The organism is Cnuella takakiae, assembly GCF_001953305.1.
Lineage (GTDB): Bacteria > Bacteroidota > Bacteroidia > Chitinophagales > Chitinophagaceae > Flavisolibacter > Flavisolibacter takakiae.
On the sequence record NZ_MTFE01000010.1, the window covers coordinates 4,577,966 to 4,595,354 of the forward strand.

A 17,389-nucleotide genomic window follows, 5' to 3' on the forward strand; every position below is an offset into this window, starting at 1 on the left:
ATTCGGGGGATTTTCCCTGCCCTTCAACAACCCTCTCTTTGCAAAAGAAACAACGGTTGAAGGTCAGGGAAAATCCCCCGAGACTGACGACACTTAATGCCTGGAGGTCACCCCCTTTTATAAAGGGGAAGGAACCCAAATCAATACATATCCTCGCAACCAATCGGCGCACCATCCGGAATGGGTAATGCACCGGGCATAGACAATGCTTCGGGCATTTTTCCGGTATCCTTCAACTGGTCCAACAGGAAAAGATAATGACCACTACGCGTGATACCTGCTTCCACCCTTTTACTTAGCCACCCGCGCACATCCTGCATAGCCAGCATAGCGGTAGCCCTAACCTTGGCCGATGCGTTCTGGTTTTGCGACAGCTTCACCAGGTGCACCAATACCTGGTAGCTCACCGCCTCCTGAATCAAGCCATGATAACCGGTTGCCTCGGGTGCAAAAAGAGAAGCACCGAGAATACCCATAATAACCCGGTACAGCGATGGCTGCTGCGGGTTTAGGGCATGCTGCTGCTCCAGGCGTGCGGCCCTTTCGGGATGCAGCAGGAAGCCCAGGGTAAAAGAAGCCGAAGTTTCAGCAGGCGCTACCGGATCAAAGGTGAGCCCGGTATAACCGCGGAAGGTTTCCCGCTCGTTTTTGTCATAACCAAAAGGCCTGGGCGGTATTAGGGAAAGCAGGTTTTGAGGCAAAGCCAGGAATTCAGGCTTCAGGGTGGCAATACAGGCATCAAGGGCACGCAGCTGCTCTTTGGCAGGAACTACTGCCAAGGGTGTTTGCCCATCACCCCGCAATGCATAGCTATACCGAACGCCGCCCACCACTTTGGCAGCCGCTTCCACCTGGTAGCGGTGGAGCAGGTACATGGGCACCAGCACTTCCTCGAGGGTAGCCATAGGCGCACCAACAGGAATTTTGCGATCCGAGAAACCGGCAAGCACTTTATTGCGCACCTGCATGATCCGTGTTAGTTCATCCACAGCATTGGCACCATTATCCCAGAGGTGGGTAGCCGGGTGTGCACTGCCCGCAGGCCTTGCATCCTGGTCGGTAAGGAAACTGAGCCCTTGTTTGCGAAACTGCTGTACCAGGGTTTCCAGCTCCTTGCGCTCATCGGCACCCTTTGTAAAGGGTTTATAGGCCATGGTAATGGCCGCTTTGTCCCAGGTGCCAATACCCTCCGCATAAGCATCCGAAAGGTCGATATTACCCTTGCTATCCAGTTTTACATAAGGATGCGGGTAGTCCATCACCGATGCACGCTTTTCACTACTGGCAACATAGTTGTGCGGCAAACCAAGGGTATGCCCCACCTCGTGTGCGGCCAGCTGGCGCATACGGGCCATACACATTTGCATGATCTGAGGCGACAGTGGCTTGCCATCTTCAAAATCGGCCAGGAGACCCTGTGCAATCAGGAAGTCCTGGCGCACCCGCAACGATCCCAGGGTCACCTTTCCCTTGATGATCTCGCCGGTACGCGGGTCGGTGATGCCGCCGCCATAGCTCCAGCCTCGCGTAGAGCGGTGCACCCATTGCACCAGGTTGTAGCGGATGTCCATCGGGTCGGCATCAGGTGGCAGCAGCTTTACCTGGAAAGCATCTTTGAAACCGGCTGCTGTAAAAGCATCATTCCACCAGGCAGTGCCTTCCATCAGCGCAGTGCGTATGGGCTCCGGCGTACCGGGGTCGATGTAATAAACAATGGGTTTTACCGCCTCGCTCACCGCTGCCGAAGTATCTTTTTTCTCCAGCCGGTGCCGGCGCATGTAGCGCTTTTCAATAGGTTGATCTACCGGTGTAGCATAGTCGAAATAAGAGATGCTGCCCACACCCGTGCGGGGATCAAATACACGGGGCGTATAGTTGTTGTCGGGCAGTTGCACAAAGGAGAAGTGCTGGCGCAAAGTGACAAAACCCGGCGTAGGCACCACCTGCCGCAGGTAGGCACCGGCATTTTCGCCCACCAGGGTGGTGGTCACTTCCACTTCGGTATTCTGCGGGAAATTCCTTGTTTGGGGCAGGTAAAAAGCACTGCGGCTTGCATCCAACCGGTAGCTGCCCTGGCGGGTACGGGCAATATCCTGTGCGGCACCCACCGCATCCTGCTGTAGAAAGAATGGCGTTGCATCAATCAGCACCTTGCCGTCTTCTTCACCCATCACTTCAAAGCCCCACAACACGGACCGGGCAAAGGACTGGGCGACAGCCTTGCGTTCGTTCTCGTCCTTACTTAAAGCCCGGTAATCGAGGTTATTCTCCACCAACAACACCTTGTTGCCGGAGCGCTCAAATTGCACCACATGCGATGGACCCAGTTTACCACGATCCAATCCAATATCATTGGAACCCACACCGGCGGCAAGGGAAGCATAGTACAGAAACTCGGTCTCCAGTTTATCCACCACCATCAGCATGCGGCCTTTCCTGGCATCCCAGTACAACGGGAAATAACCCGGCATCAGTTGCATACCATTTACAGAAGCATTGATGCCCGTTTGCACCGACTCGGCAGCAACGGGTTTTGCCTGCGCAAAAGAACCCGCTGCACACAAGCATGCAGCAGAAAACAAAAAGAGTCTTTTGATTACCATATTTATAAGCGCATTAAAGAAGGGGAATATTCCGCCAGTCCGAAACCCTGGTTACCTGAACAAAGGATGGAAAGCAGCGTTGCAGCACAGCTGAAAAGTAAGCCATTTTACACAAGCGACCTCTTCAGCATTGTCAGAACAGCAAGATGCACAAAACTTAAATCTTTGGTCAAAAAAAATTTAAGATTAAAATACATATACTAAATCATCACATGAATGCTTGCCAGGTAAAGGCGCTCATAAGTATCAGTTTTTACTTGTCTTTCAAGGTAAACACTTTTGATAAGGAGAATAATTATTTAAACACTAGGATCTAAATACGAATATTTACTATTATATAAAAATGAATAATACATGAAAACAAAACAGTCAAATCAATTAAAACATTGATTTCCAGCTATTACTTAATTGCCTACTTTTCCCACCAAAATAAATACTCGTAAAAACATTTAACATTATTTTCATTAACATATCTTAACCCTGAAATCTGCGAACAAACCAAATCAGGCTATTTTGAACCTTTTTACCCGTCGTCATTTCCTCACCCAAATCGGCAGTTTTGCAGGCGCCACCTACCCCGCAATGATGGCCCTTGGCTTACTTAAAAGCGCCCCTGTCCATACTATGGACTGGCAGGGCAGCGGCCAGGGCAAAAAGATCATTATCCTGGGCGCGGGGCTCACCGGGATGGCTGCCGCTTACGAACTGGCCAAACTGGGTTACCAGTGTACCATCCTCGAGGCCCGCGACCGGTCTGGGGGCAGGCTATTTACTGCCAGGAATGGTGCTACAACCGAAGAAACCGATAATGGAAAATCCACTGCCGTCTTTTCAGAAGGGCTGTATTTCAACGCCGGCCCTTCGCGCATACCGCACCACCACCAGCTCACCCTGCATTATTGCAAGGAACTGGGCATCCCACTGGAAGTATACAACAACATCAACGAAGCCAGTTATTACTTCAGTGAAGGCAAGGGAAAACTGGCCAACCAGAAAATAAGAAAGCGCGAGATACACAATGATATGCGCGGCTATATGAGCGAACTGCTCTTCAAGGCCATCGACAGCAAACAACTGGATACCACACTGAGCAAGGAAGACGCGGAAAAATTTTTAGAATACATCCGTGCGGAAGGCGGGCTCAATATCGACAACCTGTATAAAGGCACGGCACGCCGCGGTTATAGCGAGCTGCCTGGCTCCGGCACTAAGACCGGTAATTATGCAGCCCCGCATCCCCTTGCCGATATGATCGGCTCGGGTTTGGCCAACCCCGAATTTTTCAATGTTGCCGAATACGCCATCGAGTTGCAAATGACCATGCTGCAGGCAGTTGGCGGCAACGACCGCATTGCAACAGAACTGGGAAAAAAGGTGGGCCGCAATATCCGGTACAGGACGGAAGTGACCAGCATCAAAAACGGCAGCGAAGGCGTAACCATTACGTACACCGACAATGCCGGCCAGCACCAGTTGCAGGGCGACTACTGTATATGCACCATCCCGCTGACCGTTCTTAGCGATATAGACCACAACTTCTCCTCACCGGTGAGCAGGGCCATCGACAAAACGGCCTATATACAGTGCGGTAAAATAGGCATGCAGTTTCGCAGGCGTTTTTGGGAAGAAGACGAGATGATCTATGGCGGCATCACACATACCAACAACCTGTTGTACCAGATCTTTTATCCCTCCAATGATTACCTGGGCAAGAAGGGCATGCTGATCGGTTATTACAACTTCAACGACCGGGCAAAACAGGTAGGCGATATGTCGTATGCCGAAAGAGAAAAGCTGGCTTATGAAAAAGGCATGCTGGTGCACCCGCAGTATGAAAAAGAATACGAACAGAAAGCCTTTTCGGTAAGCTGGCACAAAACAAAATTTTCGATGGGTGGCTGGGCCATCTACTCGGACGAAGAACGCAAATCCTTATACAGCCACCTGTTGCAGCCCGAGAAGCAGGTGTACTTCGCAGGCGAGCACCTGAGTTATCTCAATGGCTGGATGGCCGGTGCTTTCGAGTCGGCACGCAGCGTAGTAACCGCACTCCATGCCCGTGTAAGCGATCAAAGAATAGCTTATCCCAAGGTAAGCTGACCTCCAGATGAATGCCGGTTGCAAGCAAGCACTTGCGAGCAACCTGTTGTTAACCTTTGAAACACCCTGTTTACACCCGTACCCTTTCCTAACGCGTTGCCTTGCCACCCAAGAATTTGAATAGTACAAACCAATAACGATGGCAACACTACACCGAAGAACCCTGCTTAAAAAAGCCGCCCTTTTTACCGGGGGCTACACCCTGCTACCCGGCCTGGTACAAACCGCCGCGGCAGCTTCCGTTCCTTTTGTACAGGATCCCATAAACCTGCTTTCGGACAAGGCGGCAATTGAAACCACACCCCCCGGCATCATTGCCCGGCTGCTGGCCAACGAAAACCCTTTCGGCCCTTCCGACAAAGCCAAGAAAGCCCTGCACGAAGCCATCTCCCTCAGCTACCAGTACCCCATTGAAGCCATCCGCAGCCTGGAGCAAAAGATCCAAACATTTGAGGGTTTGCAAAAAGACCAGGTACTGCTTTCCGCCGGCTCCTCTCCCCTGCTGCTGGCGGCAGCGCTTGCCTATGGCAAGGGCACCATTGTATCGGCAAGTCCTACTTACGAAGACCTGCTGCAAAAAGCCGAAGAGCTGGGCACCAAGGTGGTGCGGGTACCGCTTACTGCCGACTACCAGTACGACCTGGATGCCATGGAAAAAGCCATCGACCAAGACACTTCGCTGGTGTATATCTGCAACCCCAACAATCCTACGGCTACCGTAACCGATGCAGCCCGCCTGAAAGCTTTTTGCGAAAGGGTATCCAAAAAGACCACCGTATTTGTTGACGAAGCTTATATCGACTACCTCGACAATCCCAAGGCCGTATCACTGATGGAAGGACTGCGGCAGGGACAAAACATTATTATTGCCCGCACCTTTTCCAAGCTCTATGGCTTTGCTGGCCTCCGGGTGGGATATGTAGCAGGCCTGCCCGCAACCATTGCCCGCCTGGAGAAATATGCTGCCGGCCCCATGAGCATATCAGCCACTTCGCTGGGTGCCGCACTGGCCGCCTACCAGGACCAGGAGTTCCTGCAGGATGCCCGCACCAAAACCGTTGCCTCCCGCAGTTTTCTTTACGAAACCCTGAAAGCCGAAGGCTATAGCTGGCTGCCTTCTGCTGCCAACTTCGTGATGTTCCCCATCAGCATGGAAGGGCGCAAGTTTGCCACCGAAATGATGAAGCGGGGCGTAGGCATCCGCACCTGGAAATTCAATAGCAAGGACTGGTGCCGCGTAAGCATCGGCACCATGGAAGAAATGCAGGCCTTTGCCAAAGCATTCAAGGAGCTGGCCTAAACCATCACACCCTCACTGCAAAACACTTCACATGCGTAAACACACACTGGCAGCGGCCTTCCTGCTATTATCCCTATACCACGCCAATGCACAGGCACCCCGCGGCATCAGCATCGACGAGTACCAGAAAGCAAAAGCTTTCAAAGTTGCCGACCTGGACAACGATACTTATGTAAAGTTTGACAACACCTATGTGCTGGACCGCTACGAAGGCAAAAAGCCTTACTTCATTACAGGCGATGATGGCAATAAAAAAAGGGTGGACCTCTACGCCCTAAGCGCCAAAAAAGACGGCAGCAACCTGGGCACCGTGATCTTTTACACCAACGAAAAAGGCAAACAGTATGCAGCATGCCTGCCCAACAATTTTGCCGATGGCAAAGTATGGGAGCAGTACTTTACCGACATACATGCCATTGACAAGGAAGAGCCCAACTTCGTTCTCAAACTTTCGTATGTCCTTTCCCGTGAATTCAGTTTCCAGGCGTATAAATCCACGCTGAAAGGCGGCGAGGCCGACCGCGCCGAAGCGGCTACCTATGGCAATGATATCTGCTTCCCAGGCGACGAGGAAGTGCTGATGGCCAATGGCAGCAAAAAGCAACTGGCTTCCATTGTTGCCGGCGACCAGGTGATAACCGTTGATCCTGCTACTGGCACACAAAAAGCGGTTACCGTAAAACAGCTCATCACCCATGAAGCCAGGAATTATGCCGTAACACAGCTCACCCTGGTGCGTACCCAACAGGCAAGCAAGGAGCAGGGGCACGAAGTTCACATGAGCATCCGCAAAGTGGAAGCCACACCCAACCACCCCATTACCACACCCGAAGGCAACAGCAGCTTTGGCGCCCTGCGCGAAGGGCAGCAGGTATGGTGCCTCAACAAAGAAACCAACAAGTACGAGCCCTACCAGGTATGGCAGAAAAATGAAACCGTTCAGGGTACGCAACAGGTGTATAATATGGACGCCGAAGGCGGCAGCACTTTTGTAATTGACGGCGTAATGGTACTGCAAAAGCAACCCCAGAAATAAATAGGAAAACATAAGTTGTGCGTTTGGGCTGCAACCAAAACCACAACCAACTGGCTATAAGATGTAGCGTTTAATCTCCCCCGTATCCCTATCGAAAACAATGTCGGCCGGCAACCGGCAATATCGTTCCAACTTGCTCGGAGCCGGCAGGCATTTTTTTCCCAAACACTTTTTAAACCCTTCCCATTACTGCTGCATTTCCGCGGCTGGTTACCCTTTTGCCCTTACCCAAAACCAGCAAGCCTGCCTTTACCGGCAGTAGTCCCTTTATGCCCATATCCTTTGTAAAACCGCCTCCTCAACATTGCAAGCCATAGCTACGAGCCCATATTTTTTTGCAAACCAAATACACAGATATGACACGAAAACCATGGCTGCTATCCACTGCATTGCTGTTACTGATGGCACCCGCCTTTGCACAGCAAAACACGCAGGCTGTGCACACCGCAAGCATCCGCACCGCTGTACCCAAAGCACTCATTAAGGGCAAGGTGCAAACCAGTGCTGGTGCACCGCTGGCAGGTGTCAGTATCATGCTGAAACAAAGCAAGGCCGGAACCATTACAGACAAGGACGGCAGCTTCAGCATCGAAGCCGAACCCGGCGAAACCATCCTCGTGAACGCCATCGGGTATGAAGGCAAGGCCCTGGCGGCACAGGCCGGCACCGAACTGCTGATAAAGCTGGTGAATGCTTACTCCGAAATGTCGGAAATCGTGATGGTGGGCTCCCGTGGCAATGCCCGCGTGAAAACCGAATCGCCGGTGCCCGTGGATGTGATCCAGCTCAATTCTATCAGCCAGAACACCGGCCGTCCAGACCTCACCTCGCAACTCAATATCAGCGTACCTTCTTTTAACTACAACAAGCAAAGCGGCGCCGACGGCGCCGATGCCATTGATTTTGCCAGCCTGCGCGGCCTTGGTTTCGATCATACCCTGGTGCTGGTAAACGGTAAAAGGCGGCACCTCTCCGCCTTTGTAAACCAGGGCGGCACGCGGGGTCGTGGCAACTCGGGTACCGACCTCAATGCCATCCCGGAAGCAGCCATCGAACGGGTAGAAATCCTGCGGGATGGCGCCTCCGCGCAATATGGCTCCGATGCCATTGCGGGTGTGATCAATATTATTTTGAAAAAAGATATAAAGCACCTCAACGTAGTAACCGGCGGCAGTGCTTTTTATGACCCCAAATACAATAGCCTGAACGCAGCCGACCCCTCGCAGTTTTATACGGGCAAATGGCTGGATGGACAAACGGGCCAGTTGGGTGTGAGCTATGGATTACCGCTTGGTAAGAAAAACGGGTTCATCAACTTTTCGGGCAACTTCTATGCACATGGCAAAACCTTCCGTGCCCTGCCCGACACCAACCTCACCACCAATGCCAAGGCCCTGCCGGTAAACAGCTGGCGCCGCGCTTTTGGCGATGGCTCCGTTGAATCGGGTGGCGGTATGGTAAATGCCGAACTGCCACTGACCGGCAGCACCACGTTTTACTTTTTTGGCGGCTACAATTACAAGCGCTCCAATGTATATGCCTGGACGCGCAACTTCTCCTCGGCGGCAGCCCGCTTTCCCACCGATGACCAGGGCAACCTGGTATTTGTTCCCGGCATCATGCGCACTACATCCGACGGTGAAACTTTCTTCAACCCACAGGAAAACGTTGATATCAACGATGCCTCCTTTGCCATGGGCTTCAGGGGTGCTTTTAAAAAAGGATTGCTCCAGGGCTACAACTGGGACCTGAGTAATGTAACCGGCCGCAACGACTTTCATTTCTTTGGCCACAAAACCTTCAATGCTTCCCTGCCGCAGCCTTTGCAAACTACCAAGAACGATTTTGACGATGGCGGCTTCAACTTTTTGCAAAACACCGCCAACCTCGACCTGAACCGCTTTTACAATACCGTTGCCCAGGGACTCACCGTATCCATGGGTGCCGAGTTCCGGTACGAGCAGTATAAGCTTTATGCAGGCGAGCCCGACTCCTATCGTTTTGGCGGCGCCTATTATGTATCGGGTGGCGATACCATCAACAAGCGTTCGGGCTCGCAGGGCTACCCCGGCTACCAGCCCGGCGATGAAGCCAATGCCCACCGCACTACGGTTGGTGGTTATATCAACCTGGCTCTCGACCTCACTTCCAAATGGCTGCTGGATGGTGCGGCCCGCTTTGAGAATTATTCCGATTTTGGATTTGTAAACACCTATAAACTGGCATCGCGCTACAAGGTGGCTGATGGCTTTAATATCCGCGGCTCGGTGAGTACGGGCTTCAGGGCGCCATCGCTCCAGCAGATCAATTTCAGCAACACCAACACCACCATCGTAAACCTGCCCGGACTGGGCCCTACCCTGCGCTACACCAAGCTTAGCCCCAACAACTCGGTGATCACACAGGCAGCGGGTATTCCCAAGCTGAAACAGGAAGAGTCGGTGAATACCAGTTTGGGCTTTACCCTCAAGCCGGCACGTAACTTCACCCTTACCCTCGACGGCTACCTGGTGAAAGTGAAAAACAGGGTGGTGATCACCGGCAACTTTGATGAGTCCATACCGGCACTGGCACCTTTCCTGACAGCGTACAACGTGAGTGCGGTGAACTTCTTTTCCAACGCCGTGAGCACCACCAATAAGGGTGTGGATGTGGTAGCCGATTACACCAAAAAATGGGGCGGCAAAAGCCTGAAGTTCCTGTTGGCAGGCAACCTGCAAAGCATCAAGATCAACAAGATCAATATCCCTTCGGCACTCAACGACACCTATGCCCACCAGCAAAACTTTTACAGCACCCGTGAGCAGGCTTTCCTGATGGCGTCGGCGCCAAAGAGCAAGGTTTCCTTTTCGCTGGAGTACAACCCGGGCAAGTTTACCCTGGGCAGCCGGGTAACTTATTTCGGCAAACTCACCACCAAGGGCTTTGGCTATGCCAGCCTTCCCGGTGCGGCACCCGGTGGCCCCGGCGGCGCAGGCATTTCCGACCAGGGACAGGGCTGGGATCCCTACGTGATGACGGATGATGGCAAGTCGGTAGTACCCGAAGATTTCATTTTTAACGGCAAGGCCACTACCGATATCTATGGCACTTACCACATCAGCAAAAACCTGAAATGGTTTGTGGGTGTAGACAACCTGTTCAACGTACATCCCAACATTTCGGTAACACCCGGTGCCAGCCGCAGCTCCTGGGGCGACAGCGAATCGGGTGGCCCTTTTGATGCCGTGCAAATGGGCTTTAATGGCTTGCGGCTCTTTACCAAACTGGCACTGAGCTTATAACCTGTATTTCATAAATAACAAAAGCCGGAACGAGGTTCCGGCTTTTGTTATTTATGCTTACTGCTGGCATGATTGCTTGTCGATTTATACCAATTTCAATTTGGTAATGCTATAAAATAGAAACGTGTCATGCCGAATTACCTAATTGAAAATAGTATTATATAGCAGCCATCCAATTTCTGAAACTGAAAAAATCTTAGGCAAGGAAGGTTTCCAGGTCTTCCATCATCTCCTTGCTGCCTACAAACAGCGGCGAACGTTCATGAATATCCAGCGGCACGATGTTCAGGATATCCTGTTTACCATCATTGGCCTTGCCGCCTGCCATTTTGTAGATATAGGCAAATGGGTTGCACTCGTACATCAGGCGCAGCTTGCCGGATGCTTTTTCCGTCGTACCGGGATACAAAAAGATACCGCCCTTAATCAAGTTACGGTGCAGGTCGGCAACCATGCTTCCTGCATAGCGCAGGCTATAGGTACCTTCTTTCTTCCGGTTGCCTTCTTTCAGGCTATCGAGGTAGGCACGTACGCCTTCAGGGAAACAGGCGTAGTTGCTTTCGTTTACCGAGTAGGTATTGCCTTCCGAGGGGCAGGCGATCTCGGGATGGCTGAGGCAAAACTCGCCAATGGAGGGATCAAGCGTAAAACCATTTACGCCCAAGCGGGTAGCATATACCAGCATGGTGGAAGAGCCATAGATGACATAACCTGCAGCTACCTGTTTGTGGCCTTCCTGCAGGAAGTCGGCAATGGTGCAAGGCGTACCCAGCGGCGTAACCCTTTTGAAAATACTGAAGATGGTACCGATGGTGATATTGGTGTCGATATTGCTGCTGCCATCCAGCGGATCGAAGAGCACCACGTATTTGCTGTTGTTGCTCAACTCGTCGTCAAATACAATGATCTCGTTCTCTTCTTCGCTGCATACACCGGCGCAGCTCATGCCACTGCGCAGGACATTGCGTAATTGGTTGTTGGCCAGCATATCCAGTTTCTTTACTTCTTCACCCTGGATATTGGTAGTGCCGAAGTTGCCGATGATATCCTGCAACCCGGCTTTGTTTACTTCCACGTTGATGCGCTTGGAAGCCAAACCAATATCACGAAGCAGGCGGCTCAGTTCGCCGGTGCCACCGGGAAACAAACGGAGTTGCTGGATGGTAAATTCATCGAGCGTCATAAAGCTTTTGTTGGTCATTGAGTCTGTTTTAAATGTTACTTGACAAACTGTATTGACCATGGTCCATTGTCCATGGACCATGGTCAATACCTTGCTGCCGCACCATCAGGTGCAGCCTTTAAAGGAGCAAGCTTTGAATGGGAATCTCTATAAGACCGCCACGTGCCCGACAGAACAGCCGACAGCATGGCAGGAAGCATTTACTACAACGATCGAAGAACGCAGCTAATTAATCCAGCAGTACCACGGTCATGCTGCGCGATCCGTGTGCACCCAATACCAGCGATTGCTCGATATCGGCAGTTTTAGAAGGACCAGCTATAAAAAGGCCAAAGCCATAATCCATTTTACCAATGGCTGCATAAGCATCGTGCATGGTAGCTACTAGGGCAGCTTTGGGCACCAGCACTGCAAGGTTTTGCGTAATGAAAGGCAACACCCTTTGCACCAAGGCTTCATCGGTTACCCATATGGCGCCGTTTTCGGCAACGGCTAGTGATGCGGTGATGATGGCTAAGTCCACATCACGCAACAGGTGCGGATCCAGCATCGAAGTATCCACCACGTCTTGGTGGTCGGGTAAAACAATTACCTGTTCTCTTTCGGTATACCCTTCCTGTAAACGCTGCAGCGCTTCTGCCCTGTCGGCAGCATGCCATACCCTGCCACCGATGCCGGTGAGCACGGCGGTGAACTGCGCCACTACATCCCTTTTCTCGGGCTGAATACCTACCTGTGGTAAAGGCAATGCATCGGGCTGTGCGGCGGCTACGACTGCCAGTATTTTATCGCGGCTACTCATCCTTCTTTCCTGTTTTTGGCGTACCACTCCCGGAAGCTTTCTTTGGGTGCTTCAGGCATTTCTCTTTGCTTGAACCAAGGGTTCATGCCATTGTTCACTACAAAAGGCGTATTGCGCATCACCCAGCGTCCCAGTTTGCCGCCAACACTGAACATCGTTGCATTGTTTACGGCCATGGCAAGACCCTTCATACCCAGTTCCTTGCTCTTGGGTACATAACCTTCCTTACCCAGTACCTGCCGCCACTTGTACAACTGGTCGTGGATGTCAATTTTTACGGGACATACATTGCTGCACGAGCCGCAAAGCGTGGAAGCAAAGGGCAGATCGGCGTACTGCCGCATATCGAGGTTGGGTGCCAGGATAGAACCTATCGGACCCGCAATGGCTGTATGATAACTATGCCCGCCACTGCGGCGGTACACGGGACAGGTATTAAAACAGGCAGCGCAACGGATACACTTGAGCGAGTTGCGGAAATCTTTACGGGCCAACTGGCGGCTGCGGCCATTATCTACCAGCACCACGTGCAGCTCGGCGCCTTTGCGGGGTTTTTTAAAATGACTGTTGTACGTAGTTACCGGCTGCCCTGTAGCACTGCGAGCCAACAGGCGCAGGAACACACCCAGGTGCTCGCGTTTGGGGATGATCTTTTCGATGCCCATACAGGCGATGTGCACATCGGCGAGGTGAGCACCCATATCGGCATTGCCTTCATTGGTACACACCACGAATTCACCCGTTTCGGCAATGGCGAAGTTGACACCGGTCAATGCCACGCGGCGGGTCAAAAACTTTTCGCGCAGGTGCTGCCTTGCAGCCTCCGTAAGGAACTGCGGATCGGCATTGCCTGCAGGCGTACCCAGGTGTTTGTGAAACAGGGCGCCGATCTCTTCTTTCTTCTTATGGATACAGGGCAGCACAATGTGGCTGGGCGCTTCTTCAGCCAACTGCACAATGCGTTCACCTAAATCGGTATCAATTACTTCGATGCCTTTCTTAGCTAGGAACTCGTTGAGGTGACATTCCTCGGTGAGCATGCTCTTGCTTTTCACCATGCGGTTGACACCCGCTTTTTGCAGCAGGCCTAACACGATGCTGTTGTGCTCTTCGGCATCGGCAGCCCAGTGCACGATGATGCCGTTTTCTTTGGCCCTCGTTTCAAACTCCACCAAGTATTGCGACAGGCGGCTCAGCACATGGTCCTTGATATCGGAAGCCGTCTGGCGCAATTGCTCCCATTCGGCAATACCATGTGCAGCCTTGTCGCGCTTCTGGCGCACAAACCAGAGCGTTTCATCGTGCCAGCCTACGCGGGCCTTGTCCTTATTGAACACATCGGCAAGCGCCGCGTGGTCTTTTCCGTTTACTACAGCCATGGTAGTTGATTTATGCAGCAGGCGTTAGCTGTTGGCTTTTAGCTTTTAGCCGTTAGCTGCTAGCCAAACCAAATGCTTAACACTGCTGCTATCCAGAATTTATTTGTCAGCAATTTTCTTTGCTGTTACAATCACCTATTCACCAATACCAAATACCCAATCACCACTCACTAATCACCAATCACTACTCACCAATCACCATTCCCTATTCACCATTCAATATCTCCGCAATATGCTTTACCTGCACCGCACTACCCTGCCTGCGCAGGATGCCTTCGAGGTGCATCAGGCAACTCATATCTGCGCCGGTGATCACCTGTGCGCCGTTGCGCTGGTGATCGGCTACGCGGTCCTGTCCCATACGGGCACTAACGGCTTCTTCGCTCACGCAAAAAGAGCCGCCGAAACCACAACACTCATCCACCCGGTCCAGTTGCACCATCTCGATATCCTGCACCATGCGGAGCAGGCTTTCAGGTTTGGAAAAAGGCGCAGCCACCAGCTCACTCATTTGCGACAGCTTGAGCCCACGCTGCCCGTGACAGCTTTGGTGCATACCCACGCGGTAGGGAAAACGTGCCTTTAAGTTTTTCACCTGCAACACATCGGTGAGAAACTCGGTGAGTTCGTACACCCTGTTGCGGATGTCGGAAGCAAGGGCTTCCTGGCCTTCCACTTTCAGGTGGTGTTTTACGTGCAGCGCACAGGAGCCGGAAGGACAAACGATATAGTCAAAGCCTTCGAAGGCTTCCAGGAAATTTTTATTGCAACCACCCGTCAGGTGTTCAAAACCCGAGTTGGCCATGGGCTGTCCGCAGCAGGTTTGCTTTTTGGGAAAACGGACGGTGAGGCCCTGCTTTTCCAGCAGTTGCAGTGAGGCAATGGCCACCTGCGGGTAAAACTGGTCCACATAACAGGGAACAAACAATCCTACGGTCATGATAATGCATTAGAAGGAGTCAAATGATAGTACTCCAGTTCGATAATATTGGAAGGGATGGGTTTGGGGTTCCAGTGTTTGTGCAACACCAATGCGGCACCCATGGCTGTTGCCTGCGCCATGGAAGCGGCATATACTTCCATACCAGGGAAGGCCGCTGCCAGCAGGTTCATGTAGATATTGTTCTTGCTGAAACCGCCATCCACAAAAATGCGTTTTACAGTGCTGCCCTGCAGCACCAGGCTGGTGGATGCATATTGCAAATGCACAAGATCTGCAATCAGTTGATGGTAGGCCTCTTCTTCATTTGCATACAACGACAGGTCGCGCTGTGCAAAAGGAGATTCTTTCAGCACCTTGCCTGTTGCATCGGCAGCTTGTTGCAGGCTTTCCTTTCCTTCTATTGCTGCATACACTTCGGGATCAAAAGGCATGGAACGGAAGAAGGAAGGACTTACGTTGAAGTGTTCGGCAATGCGCTTGGTTTGCAGTTCGTGTTCGTAACCGGCAAATACACGGGCCGCTTTTACCGGGTCGCCTTTGTACGTGAGATAACACAAACAATCCTGGTGCAACTCCTCCACTGTCAAAGGCGATGCATTGAAAGGGTTGAGTGATATACACCAGGTGCCGGTGGAGATCAGCACAAAGGGCTCCTGGAAATGGAGCAGGTAAGGAATGAGCGCGGCACTGCTGTCGTGCAGGCCAATGCCCACTTTCAGGTTATTACCCGGGAAGAATGCCCGCACTACGGTATCGCAGGCTTCAACTGGCGCCAGCTTTTCGGCTATGCCTTCCTGCTGTACCCAGGGGTGATAGTTGTTGGCTTCAAAATCCCAAAGGTTGGTGTGACAACCAATGGAAGTGATATCACTGCAGGCGTGCCCCGACAGGATATAACTCATATACTGCGGCAGGTGCAGCGCCCATTTTGTTTGGGCAAACAGTTCGGGCTTTTGTTGTTTTATGCGGTACACCTGCATCCCCGAGTTGAGGTTACCCAACACCGGCGATGCCGTGCGGCGCGACACTTCATCTTCGCCACCATAATCCGCATAAAATTTTTCCTGCAATTCAGCAGGGAATGCTTTTAGGTAGTTGTATAAAGGTGCTACCGGCTGCCCGCCTTCGTTGATGTACACGAAAGAAGCGCCATAGGTAGAAAAGTTGATGGCCTTAACCTCAAACTCTTTTTTGTTGAACACCTCGCGCAGCGAATCAAAAACCGACAGGCGCAGGCTCTCGAGGTTTTCACAGGCGTCGCCGTCCTCGTCTACCGTTTCGGTAAACTTGGCCGAACGCTCAAACACAATCTGGTACTGCTCGTCGAAGAGGAACAGCTTCTTGTTGGTTTTACCAACATCAAAAACCGCGATGACAGGGGTTGCGGGCATGCGAAAAGGTTTGGAGTTTGGAGTTTGGAGTTTAGGGTTTGATTCCAACACCAAACCCCTAACCCCAAACTCCTAACAATACTATAGGCCGGTTGCAACCGTCTTGCTGCCTCTCGCAGCTACCAGTTGCTGGCGGATCTTTTGAGCACGGAACAGTTGCAGGGGCTGCAGGGCGGCACCGGTACGGAGGCGTGCTTCGGCTACCAGCGGGCGCACATCGGTGCGGAAGGCGTTCTGCAGGATTTCCTGCGCAGCTACCACGTCGTTGGCATCCTGTGCGGCTACCAACGCCTTGCGGTCAACCAGCAGGGCCTGTGCATAAGCGCACATGATGGCTTCCACCGATTGCAGCAGGTCTTCCAGCGGGTCCTTCACGTTGTGCGATGCATCGATCATCCACCCCAGATCGGAAGCGTGGTTCATGCCACGGGCATCCATACCTTCCACCAGTTCGTTGAAGATGAGGAACAACTGGTAAGGCTTTATGGAACCCACCGTCAGGTCGTCATCGCCGTACTTGGAATCGTTGAAGTGGAAACCACCCAGTTTGCCTTCCATCAGCAGCAGCGAAACGATCTGCTCGATATTGGCATTGGGCAGGTGATGGCCGAGGTCAACAAGGGTATAAGCACGGTCGCCCAGCTTGCTGGCATAAAGGAAGCTCTGTCCCCAGTCGCCAACAGTAGTAGAATAAAAATTGGGTTCAAAAGCCTTGTACTCCACGAACATTTTCCAGTTCTCGGGGAGTGCGGCATATACTTCCTGCAGGCTCTCCAAAGTGTTCTGGAAGGCTTTCCGGAAGTTGAGCTGGCCAGGGAAGCAGGAACCATCCGACAGCCATACCGTCAGCGATTCGGAACCCAGTTCCACGCCATGCTTGATTACTTCGATGTTGTGGTCAACCGCCTGTTTGCGCACGGCTTTGTTTACGTGCTGCATAGAGCCAAACTTATACGAATGCTCCTGGCCAGGCTGGTCCTGGAAGGTATTGGAGTTCACGGCATCAAACTTCAGTCCGTGCTGTGCCGCCAGTGCCTTGATGCTATTGTAGTTGGAAGGAATGTCCCAGGGAATATGCAGGGAAATGGCGCCGCTGCTGTTATTGAGCTGTTGCAGCAGGCCTACATCTTCCATCTTTTCTTCAAGGCTGCGGGGCTCGCCACCGCCGGCAAAACGGCCAAAGCGGGTGCCGCCGGTACCCAGCGCCCATGAGGGGATGGCTACCTGGAAATCGACCAGCTTTTGCAACAGCGCTTCCACATCAGATACCGATGCGGCTACAAACTCAAAATGGCGCTTGTGCGCCGCCAGGTGCTGCTCGTTGGCTTCCTGCACCTTGTATTGCTCCAATATCATACGGCAATCATT

General features: G+C 52.2%; 11 protein-coding genes. 4 read left to right on the top strand and 7 right to left on the bottom strand.

Going from position 1 to position 17,389, the window contains the following annotated elements; translation table 11 throughout:
- Positions 1-140 precede the first annotated feature (140 nt).
- Positions 141-2,603 carry a zinc-dependent metalloprotease gene (locus BUE76_RS19625; RefSeq protein WP_083596574.1) on the bottom strand — a complete coding sequence of 821 codons (2,463 nt, stop codon included), beginning with the start codon at positions 2,601-2,603 and terminating at the stop codon, positions 141-143.
- Between the two features lie 513 nt (positions 2,604-3,116).
- Between BUE76_RS19625 and BUE76_RS19630 the strand changes: the two genes are divergently transcribed.
- The 4 genes from BUE76_RS19630 to BUE76_RS19645 all read left to right on the top strand — a co-directional run bounded on the left by BUE76_RS19630 (position 3,117) and on the right by BUE76_RS19645 (position 10,323).
- Positions 3,117-4,703 carry a flavin monoamine oxidase family protein gene (locus tag BUE76_RS19630; protein WP_245798378.1) on the top strand — a complete coding sequence of 529 codons (1,587 nt, stop codon included), beginning with the start codon at positions 3,117-3,119 and terminating at the stop codon, positions 4,701-4,703.
- A 139-nt stretch (positions 4,704-4,842) separates the two neighbouring features.
- Complete coding sequence (locus BUE76_RS19635; protein WP_073044660.1) at positions 4,843-6,003, top strand: pyridoxal phosphate-dependent aminotransferase; 1,161 nt, start codon at positions 4,843-4,845, stop codon at positions 6,001-6,003.
- A gap of 31 nt (positions 6,004-6,034) precedes the next feature.
- A complete protein-coding gene (locus tag BUE76_RS19640; protein ID WP_073044658.1) occupies positions 6,035-7,039 on the top strand; it encodes a Hint domain-containing protein in 1,005 nt (334 codons plus the stop codon).
- A gap of 356 nt (positions 7,040-7,395) precedes the next feature.
- Complete coding sequence (locus tag BUE76_RS19645; protein WP_083596573.1) at positions 7,396-10,323, top strand: TonB-dependent receptor; 2,928 nt, start codon at positions 7,396-7,398, stop codon at positions 10,321-10,323.
- Positions 10,324-10,519: 196 nt separating this feature from the next.
- On the opposite strand, the gene fbp is transcribed toward BUE76_RS19645, so the two are convergent.
- From fbp to BUE76_RS19675, 6 genes are all read right to left on the bottom strand, one after another.
- Positions 10,520-11,524 carry a class 1 fructose-bisphosphatase gene (gene fbp / locus BUE76_RS19650; protein ID WP_073044655.1) on the bottom strand — a complete coding sequence of 335 codons (1,005 nt, stop codon included), beginning with the start codon at positions 11,522-11,524 and terminating at the stop codon, positions 10,520-10,522.
- A gap of 211 nt (positions 11,525-11,735) precedes the next feature.
- Complete coding sequence (locus BUE76_RS19655) at positions 11,736-12,308, bottom strand: LutC/YkgG family protein (RefSeq protein ID WP_073044653.1); 573 nt, start codon at positions 12,306-12,308, stop codon at positions 11,736-11,738.
- On the bottom strand, positions 12,305-13,687 hold the full coding sequence (locus BUE76_RS19660) for a lactate utilization protein B (protein ID WP_073044651.1): 1,383 nt from the start codon (positions 13,685-13,687) through the stop codon (positions 12,305-12,307). The genes BUE76_RS19655 and BUE76_RS19660 overlap by 4 nt, the downstream gene beginning before the upstream one ends.
- A gap of 205 nt (positions 13,688-13,892) precedes the next feature.
- Complete coding sequence (locus BUE76_RS19665; RefSeq protein WP_073044649.1) at positions 13,893-14,627, bottom strand: (Fe-S)-binding protein; 735 nt, start codon at positions 14,625-14,627, stop codon at positions 13,893-13,895.
- Positions 14,624-16,021, bottom strand: coding sequence for an FGGY-family carbohydrate kinase (locus tag BUE76_RS19670; protein WP_073044647.1), 1,398 nt, complete (start codon positions 16,019-16,021; stop codon positions 14,624-14,626). The genes BUE76_RS19665 and BUE76_RS19670 overlap by 4 nt, the downstream gene beginning before the upstream one ends.
- An 81-nt stretch (positions 16,022-16,102) precedes the next feature.
- On the bottom strand, positions 16,103-17,377 hold the full coding sequence (locus BUE76_RS19675; protein ID WP_073044645.1) for a sugar isomerase: 1,275 nt from the start codon (positions 17,375-17,377) through the stop codon (positions 16,103-16,105).
- Positions 17,378-17,389 lie beyond the last annotated feature (12 nt).

Bases quoted from the DNA above. Each gene is read 5' to 3' on its own strand.
- BUE76_RS19625 (WP_083596574.1), bottom strand. From the start codon at position 2,603: ATGGTAATCAAAAGACTCTTTTTGTTTTCTGCTGCATGCTTGTGTGCA.
- BUE76_RS19635 (WP_073044660.1), top strand. From the start codon at position 4,843: ATGGCAACACTACACCGAAGAACCCTGCTTAAAAAAGCCGCCCTTTTT.
- BUE76_RS19640 (WP_073044658.1), top strand. From the start codon at position 6,035: ATGCGTAAACACACACTGGCAGCGGCCTTCCTGCTATTATCCCTATAC.
- BUE76_RS19645 (WP_083596573.1), top strand. From the start codon at position 7,396: ATGACACGAAAACCATGGCTGCTATCCACTGCATTGCTGTTACTGATG.
- fbp (WP_073044655.1), bottom strand. From the start codon at position 11,524: ATGACCAACAAAAGCTTTATGACGCTCGATGAATTTACCATCCAGCAA.
- BUE76_RS19655 (WP_073044653.1), bottom strand. From the start codon at position 12,308: ATGAGTAGCCGCGATAAAATACTGGCAGTCGTAGCCGCCGCACAGCCC.
- BUE76_RS19660 (WP_073044651.1), bottom strand. From the start codon at position 13,687: ATGGCTGTAGTAAACGGAAAAGACCACGCGGCGCTTGCCGATGTGTTC.
- BUE76_RS19665 (WP_073044649.1), bottom strand. From the start codon at position 14,627: ATGACCGTAGGATTGTTTGTTCCCTGTTATGTGGACCAGTTTTACCCG.
- BUE76_RS19670 (WP_073044647.1), bottom strand. From the start codon at position 16,021: ATGCCCGCAACCCCTGTCATCGCGGTTTTTGATGTTGGTAAAACCAAC.
- BUE76_RS19675 (WP_073044645.1), bottom strand. From the start codon at position 17,377: ATGATATTGGAGCAATACAAGGTGCAGGAAGCCAACGAGCAGCACCTG.